Source organism: Metabacillus sp. Hm71, assembly GCF_051842955.2.
Lineage (GTDB): Bacteria > Bacillota > Bacilli > Bacillales > Bacillaceae > Metabacillus.
Genome location: NZ_CM200278.1, coordinates 4,964,010 through 4,981,854 on the forward strand (window position 1 = coordinate 4,964,010; position 17,845 = coordinate 4,981,854).

The window sequence follows — 17,845 nt, forward strand, 5'->3', positions numbered from 1 at the left end:
TGTGATTTACTGTTTTAATATTATCATGGCTTTCTTCTATATACAATCATTTTATTTATTTTTTAAACTAAACAAAAATCATCCATCCCTAATTGGCTTGAAAGAAAATGTGAATAAATTAACTCTATAAACCTGGATAAAAAAGCAATTAGACAAAGAGGGTGTCCAAAAAGCCCAGCTTTTTGGACACCCTCTTTTCTAATACTATCATCCTAAAAAATAAATTCTGGTGTAAAAAGTCAGTTATTAGGTGCTCCCTTGGTTGGTGTGGAATCCATTGTAGATGACCAGCTTCCACCGTCCGGCATACGTACCCAAGATTTATCAGCACTTGATGATGAGTAATGGTACTGATCAATGATCGTTCCGTTCGGAGCCTTCAATGTAACATCATCCCCTGTATTATTAAAGTAGCTACTTGTTTCCCAGACAAAGTATCCCTTGGAAGGAATAATAGTTCCACCTGGAATCGTATAAGGAGCTGAACCGGCATTAACATAGTCATCTAGAACATATCCAGATAAATCGACAGCAGCACTTGTTGGATTGTATATTTCTACAAACTCTTTTTGATATTTAGTACCTGAAGCAGGAAGTACCTCATTGATTACAAGTTCATTTGAAATTACTCCACCACCTGAAGAACCTTCTTTTGTGTATCCTGCAGCAAGAGCATCAGACTCAGTAAAGAAAAACACACGTTTTTCAATCGGTATTTGTTTATAATCGTTTGGTGCTACATACTTATTTGTAAAGAAATCTCCTACATACTTATCTTGAGATTGCCCTGAGACACGATCACGAAACTCAAATGGGAGTTCTTGTATAGGGTTGGCTGGGTTCCACATCCCTCGACCGTTTTGTTTTGCTTCCAAATAAGCTTGTTGGTACTCTGTAAAATGAAGCATATTTGGCCAAATATAATACGTTACTGCATGTCCCTGCCGAACCATCTCTTTGTTAACATCTAACGTACCTTTATAGACATGAGCGAGTAAACGACCATAAGCATCTGTTTCTTCAACATCCGTCTCAATCGTTACACTTGTTCCAGCGGGAAGAAGTTGATTCAAATAGTTCTTAGCCGCTGTTCCCCAGGGCTCTTGAGCTTGTCCTTGATAATAGGTTTCAGGAGTATCGATTGAAAGCATTCTTACTTTGTACGTCCCTTTGATGGTTTCTTTGAGATAAACCGTATCACCATCAACTACCCGATCAATCGTAGCCTTATATGTAGCAGCAGATGATGTATTCGGAAAAAGCCCCAATAACGCAATAAGTGCAACAATAGCAGGTAATGCTAGAGATAATAATCTGTTTTTCATTACAAAGCCTCCTTTTTATTATTAGATACACTTAAATTAGACCAATTAATTATTTAAATAGTATGAATACTTAATTAATATATTGTAAATTTATCGTTACTTTTTTAGTGTTATCCTTCCTTAACCTGTTAGCAAGATTGCTTCAAAGCTTTATTTTTCACTTAAACAAATAAGAGAATAACCCAATCGGCTTATCTAAGCCTTTTTGAGCCATCCTCTTCAGCTTTTTTATAGCAGTTTAGCAGTTTAGTCCGTACTTTTATTTAAGCGAATACGTATAAAAATACTCCCAGAGATTAGTACATTCCAAAACTAGCAAAATAAGCAATCACGACGGCTAATGCACCAGTAATAAGGCGGCTGTATAAAACCGCGGGTACACCGTATTGAACCGTTTCAGGCTTTGCTTCTCCCAGCGATAAACCTACAGGGATAAAGTCACAGCCAACTTGACCATTTATAGCAAATAGGGCCGGCAGCGCAAATTGAGGAGGTATATTCCCTAAGGCAATTTGACTGCCAATTAATACTCCGATAACCTGGGCAATAACGGCACCAGGGCCTAGTACTGGTGATAAAAATGGCAAAGTACATACCACTACGATAACAATCAAACCTACAAGTGAGCTTGCAAGCGGAGATAAAAAGTTCGCAATGAAGTCACCGATTCCTGTATAGTTAATAATCCCAATTAACATACTGACAAAAGCCATGAATGGGATAATATTTTTTATTAACATTTCAACCGAATCACGTCCAGCCTGATAGAACGTACCTGTTACTTTCCCAATTCCTCTTGAAAATTTCGTTAAAAAATTATCACTATTTCCTAGTTTTTCTTTTTTGAGCTTTTCATAGTTTTCTTTAAATTTCTCTTTATCCTTTGTGTTAAACACGGATTCTTGTGAAGCTTCCATAGCACCTGCTGCTTCATTGTATCCTTCGGCAACAGCAACTTCTTTTTCAGTAACACCCGAAACAAAAATATCCTCGGTTATATGCCTTGCAAGCGGACCAGAAGGTGAAGATGCCATAATATCAACAGTTGGAATTCGCTTCATTGGATATAGCCCAATTCGTGCCGTACCGCCACAGTCAATAACAACACACATCATCTCATCTTCTGGAACAGCATTTTTAAAGCCATCAATTGCTTCTGTTCCAGTTAATTCAGCAATTTTTCTTGCAACCGGATGAATCCCGCCTCCAGTAATAGACACGACCTTTGTTCTTTTGCCTTTTGGTTCAATATGAAGCCCTGCTCCCCAGCCGCCAGATCCTTTTGCAACAAAAACCGCACGATAGGCCATCTAACATCTCCTCCTTCTATAATGATTTGACTTCCATTTTTTTCGCTAAATACTTTGTAATCATTTCCGTCACAATCCCGCGTATGAGAATGATTAAGATACCAACTAAAAAATAACGCACGGCAAGCTCTGACATGGAATAACCCGCTTCCTTAATTCCGTTTGCAATGCCAAGATAAACGAAAAGCTCACCTGCATTTGCATATGGAAATAACGCTGTTACAGGATGAACAAACGAGACAGCTGAATCATAAAATGCCGGCTTTTGCTTTTCAGGTAAAAAACGGCCAAATGTATAAGCCATGGGATTTGTTAAAAGCAAGACTGCTAGAATAGGCATCACCGTATATCTTAATAATGTATATTTTGCTGCAAACTGAATCGCTTTGTTTACTCTCTCTTCCCCAATAAATTTCATTACAGCATACGTAAAGGTTAATAGCACAACTAATGTTGGAACAATGCCGGTTAATAAACCCATAAATGTTTCTCCGCCAGCATTAAACATCCCAATAAAGTGTTCTCCAAACCATTGAATCCATTCCATTATCCTTGCACTCCTTCCCCTTTGTCGATATTCAAATAATTTAAGCGCTTTCAAATTCAATCTTGCTTTAGAAAATAAATCCTCCCCTTTTATGTCTTTTTGGTTATGTGATGGCAGCTTAATACTTTCCGATCACATAATTAAAACGCTGTCATTTTATTTCTGAAAAAGTGCAATAACATATGTTTCCCAGATTAATAAACAATGACGTTCATTTACATTTGTTCATGTATGTTACATATGTTATGTCTATAACATAATATCAAATAATAAAAGTGTCAATGCTATTTTTTGAATTTTTCAACAAAAAAACAAAAGGATCCTTCCTCATCCAAAAAGGAATCAGCTTTTATACTCACTTGGCTGCATTTGTTTTGGCCATATATGAATTTAATCGCCTACTCTCGATTTTTTATAGGCCAATGGCGTCATATTCATCGACTTTCGAAATTTATCAATAAAATAGCTCGTACTATTAAATCCTACTTGAAAGGCGACTTCCGTCACATTGGATTCTGTTTGCTGCAATAAGCTTAAGCTTTTATGAATTCGATAATCGGTTACATACTTTAATGGGGTAGTGTTTAATATCCGCTTGAAATACCGGCAGCATTCAGAGCGGCTCAATTGGCCTGCTTTTGCAATATCGTCCAGCAAAATTTTCTCAGCATAATGGAGATGTATCCAATTTAACATTTCCTTCATACGGCTATTTTTCACCATCTCTGTCTCATCGAATTCTAATTGAAAGCCATTAATGATTAAGTTTTGCCAAATGATCGTCAGCTGTAGGGTAATGTCGATTTCAAAGTATGATGGTTTTTGTTGGACCCATTGATTGATTTTAATCATGGCATCTAAAATGTTTTTCCCCCAAGGCTCAGATGCATCTATACATAAAAAAGGTAAATTAGTCGCTTGAATATAGGGAAAGACATAGGTTGTATAAAGTTCCTGGGGTAAAAGGAAATGAGGTGAACTATTTAAGCAAATATAAACACACCCTGATTGATTGTGGTCTTTCGCCATGTGAAGGCAGCCGCTATTTATAAATAGTCCATTACCTTCTCGAACCACTATTTTCTCTTCATTTATTTGAAAAATTGCTTCCCCTTTTACAATTAGGACAAATTGTAGTTCATCATGCCAATGTAGTGGTATATAACCATGTATATTTTGCTGAATCGTTGTTTCGTAGCAGGCAATTGGTAATGCCACTGTGCGATGCTTCGTTTGCTCTTTTAAGTTTTGATCAATGACAAAATTCTTTATTTGCATACGACCACCTCAATATATTGATATTTTTTCGTTCAATTTCAGTAGAATAAACCCATCTTTACACTTATGATAACAATATTATTATATTTAAAGGTGGAGAGGCAATCATGAATAAACCTGCGAGAAGAACAGGGTTGTTCCTCGTGGTAATAGGAGCGGTATTTTGGGGAGTTGGCGGGACAGTTGCACAAAAGCTCTTTCAATACGCAATCGATGTAAATTGGCTTGTTACAGTACGATTGCTTATCGCTGGTTTATTATTATTAACCGTTCAATTTTTAGGAAAAGACCGTTCTCAAATCGTTGGTGTGTGGAAAAATCGTACTTCAGCTGTTCAACTAATCATCTTCGGCTTAGTTGGCATGCTTGCCGTTCAATATACGTATATGTCATCTATCCATCATGGTAATGCAGCTGTTGCTACATTATTGCAATATTTAGCACCTGTGATGATTATCATTTATCTCCTATTACGTAAGCAAACTGTTTTAACAGGAAGAGATTCAGTCACGATTTTGCTTGCTTTAATCGGCTGCTTTTTTTTGTTAACAAATGGCTCAATCTCACAATTATCTGTGCCTTCACCAGCGATCATTTGGGGGATTTTATCTGGAGCTGCATTAGCATTTTATACGTTATATGCTGTTCCTCTGCTGAAGGAGTACGATTCACTTGTCATTGTTGGCTGGGCGATGGTCATCGGCGGTTTAGCTTTAAGCATTATCCATCCCCCTTGGCAGGTAGATGCTTCAAGCTTTACGCTGGAAACTTACGTCTACCTACTATTCGTGATCATCTTTGGCACGATGCTGGCCTTTTGGTTTTATATTGAAAGCTTGCAAAGTCTTTCGCCTAAAGAAACAAGTCTTTTAAGCAGTTTAGAACCGTTGGCAGCAGTTTTAACTACCGTCTTTTGGTTAAAAGAATCATTTGGATTTTTCCAATGGGTTGGTACAGCCTGCATTATCACGATGATTTTAATATTAGCTTTGAATAAAAAGTCTTCCTCTAAAACTGGTAAAACATTTAAAAATGAAAAACCCCTCAGAGTCGGTTGAGGGGTTTTTATTGAAGCTTTCACTACGTCTACCAGTTTTCTTCAATCCACAATTCATAGTCTATCGCTTCTTCTTCACTGAGTTTCTGACCGTTCAGGTAGACATCTCTCCATTCGTAGATCTGTTTATCAAAAAACACATGAAAGAGAATACGCACATCTTCATCTTCTGTATAGTCATAGCCTTTGAATTCAACCACATGGTAGCGATCTTTTTTCTCCACATAATTCCACTCATAATCTTCTGTAAATACTTCAAGTGTAATCGCATCATCACTATAGCGGACAATATCTTTAATATTAGTCGTAGTTGGGACATGAGCAAGAGCAAAGTCTGTTAGAAAGTAGAATAATAGACTAAATGCCATAAGACCGAACATAATCCCAAGATGTGCCCCGCCCTTCGTTTTCACATAAGATTCTTGCTGAGAATCGGGACATTTTTGAGATTCATGTAAAATCTTTACAGTGTGTAAATAATACCAGCGATTTCCGTACAAGCCAGTAATGATTGCTACAAGCGGATAAAAGCTATACATCACCCATAGGGGAAGATCTACAAAATAGGCAGGAATGGTCCAAAGCAATTCAATTCCTAGAAAAAGAAAAAACAACTTATACATTTTACGATACGCCAGCCAGAATGTAGAAAAGAAAAACGCGGCCCAATTCCACGTGTTTTGCTTCCCAGGGTCATTAACCGATCCCCATTTTAGATGATAATAAGATGTGTTCTTTTGCACGACATTCAATAATTCTTGTAAGCGGGATTCTTCCATGTGCTTGCTCCTCTTTGTTCAAAGTAAATTTAATAGATTAAAAATACTTCAGGATAAATAAAAGTACAAGCATTATTTCAGCAATTAGATTTTCTTTTTAGAACAGCCTTTAAAACGAAGCATTCCCGTATCGTATTTTAGCTTCTCTTATGTTTCCAATTATAGACAAGAGTGGCCAAAAGGTTGGCACCTAAAAATAATAGGTTTCCTTGTGCATTGAAGTGTAATTGTTGTGTTTCAAACCCCATTCGTTCATAATATTCATCTGGGTTAAGCCTAATACCTTTCGTTCCTTTTCGTCTTCCTTTAATTGTTTGATATACCTATATTGCATCGGTAATAAGAGTAACGATAATAACAGATATGCACCAATAATCCCAAGTGTTGCGTATAAACCCATTTCATTCACCTCTTTATGGAAATTCTCCCTTACCTATATTTACGGATTCATGTTCTTTTCGTTTCAAAAACTTTTTCAACTATGTGATTAAGAAAAGCGCAAGGCGCTTAGCATTCGGCGACAAGCATAAGGCGAATAGGAATAGAAGGTGTTCTTTACCTTCAATTCCTATTTGACTAGACCCTAGAGCCGATGGCGCCTGGAGCTAGACACTAAAACTAAGTTCAAATTTTATACTTTTGAACTAAAAGAAGCAGAGATCCCTCTGCTTCCCCACATTATTTTATTACGAGTAATTTTTCATTTTCGATTAAATACACGCAATCAGCTACCCGTTCAATAAAGGTGCGATCATGTGATACAAGAAGGACTGTACCTTCATATGCCTTCAAAAAGCGTTCTAATGCTTCAATACAAAAAACATCTAAAAAATTGGTTGGTTCATCTAAGATCAACACATTATATCTCCCTAAAAAAAGCTGGCACAATTCCAAACGAACCGCTTCACCGCCACTTAATTCCCGGACATTTTTCTTAACATCATTACCTATAAAATTCATCGCATGAAGAGCTGCCCGAATTTTCCCTTCATCATAGTCGCTTCTTTCTTTCATATAGTCTAATACACTTTTGTCTTTTTCAAATTGGTAACCCATTTGTTCATAACGTCCGATGACCGCTTTTGGTGAAATGATCATCCCTTCTCCCCTTTGATAAATGTGGCGGAGTAAGGTTGATTTTCCTGAACCATTCTTTCCTTTTATGGCAATGGTGTTCCCCAATGGAAATTGGAAAGATGCTTCCTTCAAAAGAATCTTATTGCCAATCTTTAGTGTCAGGCGATCCGCCATAATAGGAAACTTATTATGCATCTGAAGTGCACTTGGCTGATGAAACCTTAATGCCTGTTCTACTGTTGGAGCGTCAACTGCCTCAAGCTGTTTCACTCGTTGCTCAATCGACTTTGCGGCACGTTGAACTGCTTTTTGGCTTGTATCTTTTGATTTTGTCATAAACATTTTATTTGCTTTTGCTTTCGTTTCCTTCTTAGAAATATGTCCATTTGCTTGTGTGATTTTTTCAGCCTTTTTCATTTTTTCTTCTGCAGCCTTTAACAGACGTGTTTTTTCTTTTAAATAGTTTTCATGCTGCTGTTGCTGCTGATTTCGCTGAAGCTCTTTTTGAGCTACATAATCCGAATAGTTTCCTGTATATTCAGTTACATATCCATCTTCGATTTCCCAAATTTTCGTTACGAGTTTATCAAGTATATAACGGTCATGACTGACAAGCACAAGTGCCCCATAATAATAAGTCAATTCATCGGTAAAAAAGCGTGTACCCTCTTCATCAAGATGTGTTGTTGGCTCATCAATCAATAGACCTTCATAGTAGTTTGAAAAAATTTGTGCTAACTTCAGCCTTGTTTGTTCCCCGCCGCTAAAATTTTCAATATTGGTTTGCGGGATGGATAACTTTCCAACTAGTTCATAATCTACATCTTTTTCAACTGGTGATTCCAGTTGATCGAAATAAGCAAATTGCACAAAGCGTTTGACATGGCCTTTCTCAGGCTTGATTTGTCCGTTCATAAGTTTCAATAACGTGCTTTTACCAGCCCCGTTCTTGCCAACAATCCCAATCCGATCTAACTGATGTACCGCCAGCCGCGGAATCGCTAATACTAATCGATCTAAAAATGATAGTTCGATATTTTCTAGTTCAAGACATACTTTTTCCATTATTTATTACCTCGCTTTTTTCTTCATTCTTTTTATTTAATCCAATTAAAATATCTAAATCGATTGTGACCTCCGAAAAACCTTTAAGAATAAACGCTTCAATATCTGCTTGATTTGATGTCCAAGAAAGGGGTGACATCTGAACGAAATGTTCCAACTCTGTCTGCTCCAGTTTTTTTGTATAACGTAAGCTGATCACATCTTTTAGTTGGAAATGCTTTTTGAAAAGGTACACGGTATCATCATTATGATAGACCTTCTTTTCTGTATCATTGAAAAGTGCTTCCCGTAGTTCTTTTAGATAACTAGAACGAGGAACAACTTTCATAACGAGACCATTTGGAGCTAACAATCTTTTAAATTCTGTGTAATTTAAAGGTGATAAGATATTGAGATTAATCTGAAACGATTGATCCACAAATGGAGCATTTGCTACATCACCTACAAGCCAAATTAGTTTTTTGTATTTCTTTGCGGCCATAAGAATGCCTTCTTTTGAAATGTCCAACCCAATCCCTGTTATGGAACTATTCCTGGCTTCCTCTATAATCTTTTGCAAATGGGAACCTTCACCACATCCTGCATCAAGAATTAAAGATGGAGAAGATGATTCACCCAAATGTTCCTTTATCAAGTTTGAAATCTCCTTATGAAGCAATGAATACAAATGACTTTCCATAATCATTTTTTGCCTTGCCTCAAATAATGCCTTATTGTAATGACTAATAGAGGGACGGATCATCATGTTTACATATCCTTGCTTTGCAAAATCAAACGTATGGTTATTTGGACATTTCAAGCTTTTTAAATCAACCGCTCTAAACGAATTTTTACAATACGGACATCTAAATACTTCCAGAAATTCACTAACACTCTTTGCTTTATCGGCCATGTTCTCTCTTCCTTTCTAATGAACAAAAGCGCAAGCGCCTTGGTCATCGCCGTACAAACTGGAGGAGCATCGACTGAGATAAAGGAAACACGGTAAGCGAAGCGAACCGATGTTGACTTATCGTAGGGAGATGATCTGAAGTTTGATAGGCGATAGGCGCTGGAGCTGGATGTCGGAGTGCTTATCCACAGTTCAATGAATTTTATAATTTCCTAAACGAAAAAAAAATCACAAGCATCTGCCTGTGATTCAGAGTAAAGGGAAGAAACATACCCATCCTTATGAAGTTAGGGGCTAATAGGAAGCCGTCAGCAAATAAACCTTCCTTTTACCGGCCAAAAGAAGGAAATTAAGACAAAAATAAAGAAAGACAGATTACTCCGCCTTTCTGGACATTACATATTTTTTCTATACTTGCCTACTGCTCATCATAAAGAAGCTAGCATGGGCAAATAAATATGAAATGAAGATTATTAAAAAAGGACAGACTGATCCCATTTACTCTGCAATCACAAAGCAGAGACTTTGAACGTATTCAATTACTGGTTCAAAGTTGGGAATCGTAGTCTCATAGCATGTGTCATTTTTTAATAATCCTCCTTAATATTTAAAAGTACAATGCCATTATAGAATTCCTTTTTAAAAAAGTCAAAGGGTTATAACACAAATCTTCAACAAAAAGAGCACTTCTCCTGCTTAAAAGAAATGCTCACTTATTGTTAAACGTTCTATCTAAAAAAGAATTTAATGGCTTCAAGACGTATTTTATGGTTACAGTCTTCACAACAAAAAGCCTTTTCTGTTTTCTTTATACAATTGGTATTGCCTTGTACCTTCATAAACTTTAAACTTTTTCTGCAGCTATAACAAATTACCTCATAAGAAAACATTATCATCCCCCTAGAGACATTATAAAGCCCCGGAAAACAAACGGGCAATTGATTCCTTCAACTTTTCGATGGGGCTCCGCTTATAAAATTCTACAGGCCGTATACGTTTACTCGCTTCCATATCCGCTTCATAATCGGCCACTAAATCCTGAATAGAACTAGTCCCAATTAAAAAAGCATTTACTTCAAAGTTTAAATGAAAGCTTCGCATATCCATATTCGCGGTTCCAATTGAGGCAAGATCCCCATCAACAATGATGATTTTTTGATGCAAAAATCCTTTTTGATAGGAATAAATTTCAACACCGCACCTTAATAGTTCAGGAAAGTATGATCTTGTTGCATACTGGGTAAGAAAGCCGTCATTAATTTCTGGCACCATCACCCGAACCTGAACGCCTTTTTTCGCGGCTACCCTTAAGGCTGTCCGAATGGATTCATTTGGAACAAAGTATGGGGTTGCAATCCAAATCGATTTGGTGGCAAAGGAGATCATCGTGTAGTACATGTCACTTATAATATCCTCCTGCGTATCTGGTCCGCTTGCCACGACATGGACCAGCCCATCTCCTTCTACAGAGTATGACGTGTTGTAGTGCGGATCATCAAGCAAACATTCATTGCTAATATATTCCCAATCTAAAAGAAAAATAGAATGCAGTGTTTGAAGGGCTTCTCCCTCTATCATCAAGTGGGTATCCCGCCAAAAACCGATCTCTTCATCTTGTCCGAGGTACTCAATGCCCACATTTAATCCTCCGACAAATCCGATTTTCCCATCAATCACAATAATTTTCCGGTGATTGCGAAAATTGAATTTTTGGTTAAAAAATCCATACTTGATTGGTAAGAAAGGATAGACGGAAACACCCGCGTCTTTCATTCTTTTTATATCTTTACTTAACAATGACCGACTTCCAACTGCATCATAGATAAATCGTACTTCTACCCCATTTTTTGCTTTGGTAATTAAGATATCCATGATCTCTTTCCCAAGTCGATCAGAACGAAAAATATAGTATTCGATATGAATAAAGTCATTTGCTTTCTTAAGCTGTTTTTTCATTTCATTGAACGTTTCAGCACCATTTGTTAAAACCTTTGTCTGTGTAGATGTATTCATCTCCGTTAACGCAACACGTTGGGAATAATAGACAAATCCCTTTTGATGCTCTTTAAGCTTTGCTAAATCTGGTGTATGCTGCTGTGTCGTCATCTTCAAAGCTTCGCGGTCATTTTTTCGTTTGCTTTGAAAAAGGTAGCCTTTCAAGTACAGCTGACCTGAATACAAATAAAAGATATAGCCAAAAACAGGGAGAAAGATCAAGACATACATCCATAATAGAGTATTATGTGCAGTTCGGTTTTCTAGGATTAATGAAAAAATAGTTGTCACAATAATGAGTCCGTATAAAATAACAAAACCAGCCTTTAATAGGTAGCTGCTATTTGTAAAAAAGATCATATAAACGGATGCAATAATCATAAGTACAAAAAAGAATTCAATTCTTCGTTTTTTCATATGTCCTCCAACATTAGTTTACTTGTTATGACGTTAGAGAATCTAAGTACGAGGAGAGATTAATAGGAAAAGAAGTTTATGTATTTAACATGGAAAAGCCCGCCTGCTGACGAGCCTTTAAGGAAAATTATGAAACTGATTTTGCTGCAACCACCACGATGCGTCCCAGGTCCAATTCTTCCTCTAGTTGTTGTGCACCTGCATCTGAAACACCTAACGATTGAATTTTAGAGCGTAACTCATCACCGCGGGAACGAAACACATTTGCTGCTGAATCAAAAACCCCTTGCTCTTTTACACCGATCTCTTCCGTATTTGTTATTCTTGTTAGATCCTCAGAAAAGTCTTTGTCATGAGCCAGCAAGTAAACCTCATCTTTGGTAAACCCTTGAGTGATAAATTGTCCAATCGCTTCTCTTGCTTCAACAGCATTTTCTACAACTTTTACATCTTTCATGAGATAAATACCTCCTAAAAAAATTGATTTTTTAATGCTAGATTAGTTTGTTTCTTGATTTTTATTTTCAGTATCCACCTCGTCCTTCTGCTCACCATCAGTAGGACCATTATCTTGATCTACCCCATCAGCACATCCAGTTAATCCTCCTAATGTAAGTGTCGCAAAAAGACCACCTACTAGGAATCGTTTCTTCCAATTAAGATTCATGGCTAAACTCCTCCTTTTTTTTACTTATATGGGGTTTTACCCTGCAGAAAAAGTCTTTAAACAAAAAACCTGTAAATAAAATAACTTCTACCAGATTGATAGAAAGTTTATTGGTTCATTATTTTCATTTTTTCGTATCGACATAAAAGTCTTCGGAATTCATTAAATAGAAGACTTTGGGATGTAATATAATAAATAGATTAGGTTGCATCTGATTCTGATGAACACTTTTACGCCTTTATCTAGTTATTCATCCTACCCTACTTTGCAATGCTCAATACTTTTAAGAGTACGAGAAATATATAGAAAATACATCCCTGGTTAACATATTGCTAATTCTAGGAAATAAGCCAAATAGCCAAACCCGGTATTTGTCCAAGGGTTTGGCGTTTGTTCATTTTTTATTGTTTACGCAGGATTTTAAAAAAAATCCGTTACTTGCCAAAATGACTTTATCGTTACTCAACAGCAATCTTTGACTTTTCTTTAAGCCACCATCTATAAATAAACAAAACAATTAGAATAAATCCTATATAAATGATTAAAACTTGCAGAAAAGATTGAACTGAAGTAAATAATTGATTTCCTAACAAGGCATAGACAATCATTGCTGGAACTTGACCAATAGCAGTTGCAAAAAAATATACTCTAAACGAAATAGAGCTTAGACCAGAATAAATATTGATTACGAGGGGAGGGATAATATAAATGATTCGAGCCAATAATACAGCAAAAAAAGGATTGCGATTAATCGTTGTATTTAAATTATCATATTTATTAAAACGACTTACAAACTTTTTAAATTCAGCAATAAAAAAATAACGTGAAAGAACAAAAAAGATGATTGCTCCACCTACAGAGCCAAACCAGTTTATAATACTTCCAATCATGATCCCATATTTCGCTCCCATCATTCCAGCAAATACCGAAAATGGAAAGATAGGGAATACACTTAAAACGATAGATAGAAAAAACATTAAAGGAATTTGGGATAAATCACTGTCATTTAGCCAATTTAATAAAAAATCTCTATAATAAATGGCTGTAAGGAGGATAATCCCATATATGATTGCAAAAATTAAACCTTTTTTCATCATTGTGATCCTCCATTGTCAAGACTATAAACAAAGTATTTACTAAAATAGAAATAATAATACTGAATGGTTTTCTAAAAAAGCGATCAGTCATGGATCATACACCAAGTTAAAATACGACTAAGAAAAGCGCAAGCGCCTTGATCAGCCTAGGGCAAATAAGACGCTCATGAATAGAAGGCGTTCTTTGCCTTCAATTCATGAGTGGCTAGACCCTAGAGGGGCTAGGCGCTGGAGCTAGACACTAAAACTAAGTTCAAAATTTTATACTTTCTTACCTTTTAAAAAAGACAACCGTAAGTAATCGATTGCCTTTAGGTTCTTAATTTATTCGTAATACTATCGAAATAATTTATTCCTTTTTCCGTTACTTCAACATTTAATACATTTCCAAAATTGACTTGTCTAATTAAGCCTTCTTTCTTCATGTCTCCGCATATCTTTGCGAAGTCTTCTGGTGTAACCTCGCAAGCGTCTGCGGAAGTGACCTTGCCGTCTAAAAGCGATGATAAAATAGCTGCTTTCCCGTTTATAACATATAAATCTTCGTTCATTCACACACCTCCACAACTCCATTATCGGTTGGAGGAGGCCGAGATATACATGCTCCTTTAATTATTCGCTGTTTGAAAAGCTCGAATCAGCCCTTCCCAATCATCTCGTTGAATTTCCTTATAATTGTCTTTTGTATAATCGTAACAAGGAGGAAAATACCTTTTATTTTTAGCTTAAAATAGCGAAATTCTCCTCAAAGTAATACAGTTTAACGCTTGTTCATTTTGTTAATATAAACTTATAATATTTTTCACAATAAAATATCCAGTATAAACAGATTGTCCAAGAAGAACTGCCCCCAGCATCATAGCGGGGATTAATCTGACCCTAGCAAGAAATCCTGACATAGCAGGGTTTTTTCGTTTCAAAAGGATATGCTTGCACAATTGAATTCCGTTAAGAATCGATTGGATAAGGATGAAGGATGATAGAAGGATACTTATATGCATAATCGCGATATCATACCTGAAATAAATAGGCATAGCTAATAAACTCACAAATGACAATGCCCAGAGGATCCCCCATACATTTCGTATCCAAAGTAAAATAGCCATCCCTATCAATCCAATAAACAGAAAGAGAATATACTCATAGTTTTGCATTGACACTAAATAAAATAACCCAATAGCCGTAAGTGATTCTCCCGTATATCCAGCATATGTGATAAGTGTATGCTTAAATAAGGAATGATCACTGTTTGTGATCCGGTTTGCTTCATCATTATTCAGCTTAATCCTATAAGACAATCCCCCAGCTAACAAGGCTCGAATGACCTCACGGAGGAGAGTATTGCAAAGAGAAAAATACACTCTTATATAAGGAATATGGGATACAATCAATGCAGCAAGCAGATAAACAAGAATAGGAAATGGATGATTTAAATTTAGATTTAAATCTAGATATTGATACAGATTCATGATCATTCTCCTTTCTTTTATAGATTAAGAAAAAGAAGCACCTAAGCATATCGTGCTGGTGCTTTCTTTCCAGTATTCATCCTATTTCGCCTTTGACTGGCTCTCGTTTTCACTCTTTAGCATGTCGAGCTCTCTATTTAGCTCTTCTTCATTCACATAGTTTCTGAACGCAGCATCGTGCTGTGCCAACGGATGAGAAAATTGGCTGCCAGCTTGTACTTCTGCTTCCATTAATAAAATTCGTTCTTCTGCCCGGGCAACCCCTCTTGCAAGATGATCAGTTTGGAAGGAAGCCGTTGTATTTTGAATTTGTTTAATAGATTGAGCCACATTCGCTCGCGATGCCAATAAAACTTTCTTATGCTGCAGCTCATAATAGATTTCTTGCAGCTCACTTACTTTTTCCTTTAGAAGTTGTGTTTGTGCTTGGATCGCTTCATATTGCTGCTGATAAAGGCTGAGTTGCTTTTCGTGATGTAATTTTTCTTGAATAGCCAGCTTCGCGATTGAATCCTCTTTATGCTCGACAGCCAGCTTCGCCTGTCGAGTTCTTTTTTCTACTAAACTTTTTGTTTCAAGGATAAGCGCAGCTTGTTTGTTTTCTACAAACATCTGCCGTGAAAGGGCCTTTTGGGCATTTGCCATTTCTTTTTCCATTTCTCTGGAATACTCATTTAACATGGCAATTGGATCTTCCATTCCATCTAATAGTTGATTAATATCAGCCTTTGCAATTGTTTTTATTCTCTTAAAAATACCCATCTTACTCATTCTCCTTTTTCGTTGTTACATTTTTTTCCCACTGATCTAAAAAACTCTCATTTTTGTTCATGATCGGTTGACGTGGACTCATGAAAGATGTATCAATAAACTGTTGCATCGAAGAAGCCTTCGATTTCTTTCTAAGCATTTTCACTAAAAGAAGCAAAATAGCGATTCCGATGATCAAAAATAGCAAAATGCTCAACCAAGGAAATCCTCCATGATAAGGTCCATTCATCATGTGATGTCCATCGAAGCCTCCTCGCGGCCCCATTCCGCCTGGACCATGTCCATGAGGGCCGCCTGCCAGCGTACGATCCCCCCCAAATAGAAAGTAGACTCCTAACACCATTGGAGTGATGATTGTCCCCCAAAAAAGCGATTTTTTGACTTTAAAACTCATCGTTTTCTTTCCTCCTTTCGTTATCATTGGTTGTAGTTTAGTAGAGTTTGGTGAAAACTTGGTGAAAGGGAAAAGATTTTATAAAAATAGAAAACGTTATACATTTTGGGAAGAAAAAAAGATACCCATCGGTCATAGACCAATTGGTATCCTGTGCAACAATATTACGAGATTGATATGGCTTATTTTTTCTATCTAATCGTATTGTTAAATTATCCACTTATTTTTCGAATTGGTTCGGTTTCATTTCTGAAATAACGCTCAACCTCTTCTAAACTCACCCCTTTTGTTTCCGGTAAATAATTTATAATAAACACAAGACCCAAAATACCAAACCCTGCAAAAATGAAAAATGTCATAGAGATGCCTACACTATTCATAAAAACCGGAAAGAAAAGACCTACAAAAAAGTTCATCATCCAGAGACAAAAAACGGCTGCACCCATACCTAATCCCCTTAACCGCATTGGGAATATTTCAGCCAATGTCAGCCACGTCAGAGGGCCAATCGATCCTTGATAAAACGCTAAAAACATGACAGTCATAGAAAGAACAAGATATGGAAGCCATTCGGAACCATCAAACACAATGGAAAATATGCCTATTAACACTAATGCCGTTGTTGTTCCTGCTAAGCCGGTAATAAACATTGGCCGTCTGCCGACTTTCCCTAACAGATAAAGTCCTACCAAACATGCCAATACAGATATCACTCCATTTGCAATATTGGCAATTAAAGCTACTTCTGTCTCGAAACCAGAATTTTGTAAAATTTGCGTTCCATAATACATAATAGAATTCACGCCTGTTAATTGAGAAATCGCGCCAATTCCAATTCCGAGCAATACAATGTTTCGAATCCATTTTATATTTAAATCTTTTAACGAAGCCTGTGTTTGTTTGGATTCTAGTAAAATCGACTTTTTAACTTCTTCTAATTCAGCAGAGGCTTGTTTTGTCTCCCTCACCTTTTTAAACACATCCAATGCGTCACGGTCTCTTCCTTTTGCCGCAAGCCATCTTGGACTTTCAGGCATAAACAACATGCCGACTCCCAATACCACTGCCGGAATAGCTGCAATAAATAACATATAACGCCAAATATGGCTTGTGTCTCCAAACATATTTCCAAGAAATGCGTTAAACAGAAAAGCCAAAAATTGCCCTGTCACAATCATTAATTCATTTTGGGTTACGAGTCTCCCTCTTTTTTCTGCAGGTGCCATTTCTGCTAAAAATGTTGGAACTGTAACAGACGCTCCTCCGACTGCTACCCCTAAAATAAATCTGCTTATAATCATTGTTATAAAATTCGGGGCTAAGCTGCAACCAATTGTTGCTATGATAAATACAACCGATAGTTGTAAGATTGTTTTACGCCTTCCTTGAAAGTCTGATAATCTGCCAACGAATAATGCACCGAATGCTGCCCCTAATAATAAAGAGCTCGCTACAAAACCTTCTCCCAGCAGGCTTAAGTCAAGTTGCCCCGGCTGCGACATATATGGCAATGCCCCATTTATGACACCTGTATCATACCCAAATAATAATCCGCCAAAAGTGGCGATGGTTACCACTAACATTAAATATTTTCTTGAGGATTGATTTTCTTCTTTGCTTGAATACGCCTTCAAAATTACAACCCCTCTCTAGGTTATTCAATTATTCATCTGCTTTTTTCTTTTCTAGAATGTTCTTTTTGGTT

19 protein-coding genes and 1 pseudogene are annotated in these 17,845 nt (G+C 36.7%); 1 reads left to right on the top strand and 19 read right to left on the bottom strand.

Annotated elements, in window-relative coordinates:
• Positions 1-239: 239 nt before the first annotated feature.
• The 4 genes from ACSVDH_RS24480 to ACSVDH_RS24495 all read right to left on the bottom strand — a co-directional run bounded on the left by ACSVDH_RS24480 (position 240) and on the right by ACSVDH_RS24495 (position 4,460).
• On the bottom strand, positions 240-1,325 hold the full coding sequence (locus ACSVDH_RS24480; RefSeq protein ID WP_439252863.1) for a thermonuclease family protein: 1,086 nt from the start codon (positions 1,323-1,325) through the stop codon (positions 240-242).
• A 296-nt stretch (positions 1,326-1,621) separates the two neighbouring features.
• Complete coding sequence (gene srlE / locus ACSVDH_RS24485) at positions 1,622-2,635, bottom strand: PTS glucitol/sorbitol transporter subunit IIB (RefSeq protein WP_439252862.1); 1,014 nt, start codon at positions 2,633-2,635, stop codon at positions 1,622-1,624.
• A gap of 16 nt (positions 2,636-2,651) precedes the next feature.
• On the bottom strand, positions 2,652-3,182 hold the full coding sequence (gene srlA / locus ACSVDH_RS24490; protein WP_439252861.1) for a PTS glucitol/sorbitol transporter subunit IIC: 531 nt from the start codon (positions 3,180-3,182) through the stop codon (positions 2,652-2,654).
• Between the two features lie 390 nt (positions 3,183-3,572).
• On the bottom strand, positions 3,573-4,460 hold the full coding sequence (locus tag ACSVDH_RS24495; protein ID WP_439252860.1) for an AraC family transcriptional regulator: 888 nt from the start codon (positions 4,458-4,460) through the stop codon (positions 3,573-3,575).
• 107 nt (positions 4,461-4,567) lie between these two features.
• Between ACSVDH_RS24495 and ACSVDH_RS24500 the strand changes: the two genes are divergently transcribed.
• The gene (locus tag ACSVDH_RS24500; RefSeq protein ID WP_439252858.1) at positions 4,568-5,518 is read left to right on the top strand and encodes an EamA family transporter; all 951 of its coding nucleotides are present in this window, start codon (positions 4,568-4,570) and stop codon (positions 5,516-5,518) included.
• A gap of 28 nt (positions 5,519-5,546) precedes the next feature.
• Here the strand turns inward: ACSVDH_RS24500 and ACSVDH_RS24505 are convergent, their stop codons facing one another.
• The 15 genes and pseudogenes from ACSVDH_RS24505 to ACSVDH_RS24575 all read right to left on the bottom strand — a co-directional run bounded on the left by ACSVDH_RS24505 (position 5,547) and on the right by ACSVDH_RS24575 (position 17,774).
• Positions 5,547-6,296 (bottom strand): DUF2628 domain-containing protein, encoded by a 750-nt coding sequence (locus tag ACSVDH_RS24505; RefSeq protein ID WP_439252856.1) that lies wholly within the window; start codon positions 6,294-6,296, stop codon positions 5,547-5,549.
• A 137-nt stretch (positions 6,297-6,433) separates the two neighbouring features.
• Positions 6,434-6,607 (bottom strand): DUF3949 domain-containing protein, encoded by a 174-nt coding sequence (locus ACSVDH_RS24510; protein WP_518618366.1) that lies wholly within the window; start codon positions 6,605-6,607, stop codon positions 6,434-6,436.
• Positions 6,608-6,974: 367 nt separating this feature from the next.
• Positions 6,975-8,438: an Msr family ABC-F type ribosomal protection protein gene (locus tag ACSVDH_RS24515; protein WP_439252855.1), complete on the bottom strand. Its 1,464-nt coding sequence runs from the start codon at positions 8,436-8,438 to the stop codon at positions 6,975-6,977.
• Positions 8,419-9,330 carry a putative RNA methyltransferase gene (locus tag ACSVDH_RS24520; protein ID WP_439252854.1) on the bottom strand — a complete coding sequence of 304 codons (912 nt, stop codon included), beginning with the start codon at positions 9,328-9,330 and terminating at the stop codon, positions 8,419-8,421. Before ACSVDH_RS24520 ends, ACSVDH_RS24515 begins: the two co-directional genes overlap by 20 nt.
• 539 nt (positions 9,331-9,869) lie before the next feature.
• Positions 9,870-9,914 carry an erythromycin resistance leader peptide gene (locus ACSVDH_RS24525; RefSeq protein ID WP_142301762.1) on the bottom strand — a complete coding sequence of 15 codons (45 nt, stop codon included), beginning with the start codon at positions 9,912-9,914 and terminating at the stop codon, positions 9,870-9,872.
• A 144-nt stretch (positions 9,915-10,058) separates the two neighbouring features.
• Positions 10,059-10,226, bottom strand: a pseudogene (locus ACSVDH_RS24530) (DUF2197 domain-containing protein).
• A 13-nt stretch (positions 10,227-10,239) separates the two neighbouring features.
• Positions 10,240-11,742 carry a cardiolipin synthase gene (cls, locus tag ACSVDH_RS24535; RefSeq protein ID WP_439252853.1) on the bottom strand — a complete coding sequence of 501 codons (1,503 nt, stop codon included), beginning with the start codon at positions 11,740-11,742 and terminating at the stop codon, positions 10,240-10,242.
• A 127-nt stretch (positions 11,743-11,869) separates the two neighbouring features.
• Positions 11,870-12,199, bottom strand: coding sequence for a YflT domain-containing protein (locus ACSVDH_RS24540; RefSeq protein ID WP_299090985.1), 330 nt, complete (start codon positions 12,197-12,199; stop codon positions 11,870-11,872).
• A gap of 42 nt (positions 12,200-12,241) precedes the next feature.
• Complete coding sequence (locus tag ACSVDH_RS24545; protein WP_439252852.1) at positions 12,242-12,409, bottom strand: hypothetical protein; 168 nt, start codon at positions 12,407-12,409, stop codon at positions 12,242-12,244.
• Positions 12,410-12,867: 458 nt separating this feature from the next.
• The gene (locus ACSVDH_RS24550; RefSeq protein WP_439252850.1) at positions 12,868-13,503 is read right to left on the bottom strand and encodes a TVP38/TMEM64 family protein; all 636 of its coding nucleotides are present in this window, start codon (positions 13,501-13,503) and stop codon (positions 12,868-12,870) included.
• A 314-nt stretch (positions 13,504-13,817) separates the two neighbouring features.
• Positions 13,818-14,057, bottom strand: a complete 240-nt coding sequence (locus ACSVDH_RS24555; protein WP_299090993.1) for a hypothetical protein — start codon at positions 14,055-14,057, stop codon at positions 13,818-13,820.
• Positions 14,058-14,285: 228 nt separating this feature from the next.
• On the bottom strand, positions 14,286-14,975 hold the full coding sequence (locus ACSVDH_RS24560) for a M50 family metallopeptidase (protein WP_439252849.1): 690 nt from the start codon (positions 14,973-14,975) through the stop codon (positions 14,286-14,288).
• An 81-nt stretch (positions 14,976-15,056) separates the two neighbouring features.
• On the bottom strand, positions 15,057-15,737 hold the full coding sequence (locus ACSVDH_RS24565; protein WP_439252848.1) for a PspA/IM30 family protein: 681 nt from the start codon (positions 15,735-15,737) through the stop codon (positions 15,057-15,059).
• A 1-nt stretch (position 15,738) separates the two neighbouring features.
• Complete coding sequence (locus ACSVDH_RS24570) at positions 15,739-16,140, bottom strand: hypothetical protein (RefSeq protein WP_439252847.1); 402 nt, start codon at positions 16,138-16,140, stop codon at positions 15,739-15,741.
• A gap of 212 nt (positions 16,141-16,352) precedes the next feature.
• Positions 16,353-17,774: a sugar porter family MFS transporter gene (locus ACSVDH_RS24575; protein WP_439252846.1), complete on the bottom strand. Its 1,422-nt coding sequence runs from the start codon at positions 17,772-17,774 to the stop codon at positions 16,353-16,355.
• Between the last annotated feature and the right edge of the window lie 71 nt (positions 17,775-17,845).

Bases quoted from the DNA above. Each gene is read 5' to 3' on its own strand.
- ACSVDH_RS24480 (WP_439252863.1), bottom strand. From the start codon at position 1,325: ATGAAAAACAGATTATTATCTCTAGCATTACCTGCTATTGTTGCACTT.
- srlE (WP_439252862.1), bottom strand. From the start codon at position 2,635: ATGGCCTATCGTGCGGTTTTTGTTGCAAAAGGATCTGGCGGCTGGGGA.
- srlA (WP_439252861.1), bottom strand. From the start codon at position 3,182: ATGGAATGGATTCAATGGTTTGGAGAACACTTTATTGGGATGTTTAAT.
- ACSVDH_RS24495 (WP_439252860.1), bottom strand. From the start codon at position 4,460: ATGCAAATAAAGAATTTTGTCATTGATCAAAACTTAAAAGAGCAAACG.
- ACSVDH_RS24500 (WP_439252858.1), top strand. From the start codon at position 4,568: ATGAATAAACCTGCGAGAAGAACAGGGTTGTTCCTCGTGGTAATAGGA.
- ACSVDH_RS24505 (WP_439252856.1), bottom strand. From the start codon at position 6,296: ATGGAAGAATCCCGCTTACAAGAATTATTGAATGTCGTGCAAAAGAAC.
- ACSVDH_RS24515 (WP_439252855.1), bottom strand. From the start codon at position 8,438: ATGGAAAAAGTATGTCTTGAACTAGAAAATATCGAACTATCATTTTTA.
- ACSVDH_RS24520 (WP_439252854.1), bottom strand. From the start codon at position 9,330: ATGGCCGATAAAGCAAAGAGTGTTAGTGAATTTCTGGAAGTATTTAGA.
- cls (WP_439252853.1), bottom strand. From the start codon at position 11,742: ATGAAAAAACGAAGAATTGAATTCTTTTTTGTACTTATGATTATTGCA.
- ACSVDH_RS24540 (WP_299090985.1), bottom strand. From the start codon at position 12,199: ATGAAAGATGTAAAAGTTGTAGAAAATGCTGTTGAAGCAAGAGAAGCG.
- ACSVDH_RS24545 (WP_439252852.1), bottom strand. From the start codon at position 12,409: ATGAATCTTAATTGGAAGAAACGATTCCTAGTAGGTGGTCTTTTTGCG.
- ACSVDH_RS24550 (WP_439252850.1), bottom strand. From the start codon at position 13,503: ATGAAAAAAGGTTTAATTTTTGCAATCATATATGGGATTATCCTCCTT.
- ACSVDH_RS24555 (WP_299090993.1), bottom strand. From the start codon at position 14,057: ATGAACGAAGATTTATATGTTATAAACGGGAAAGCAGCTATTTTATCA.
- ACSVDH_RS24560 (WP_439252849.1), bottom strand. From the start codon at position 14,975: ATGAATCTGTATCAATATCTAGATTTAAATCTAAATTTAAATCATCCA.
- ACSVDH_RS24565 (WP_439252848.1), bottom strand. From the start codon at position 15,737: ATGGGTATTTTTAAGAGAATAAAAACAATTGCAAAGGCTGATATTAAT.
- ACSVDH_RS24570 (WP_439252847.1), bottom strand. From the start codon at position 16,140: ATGAGTTTTAAAGTCAAAAAATCGCTTTTTTGGGGGACAATCATCACT.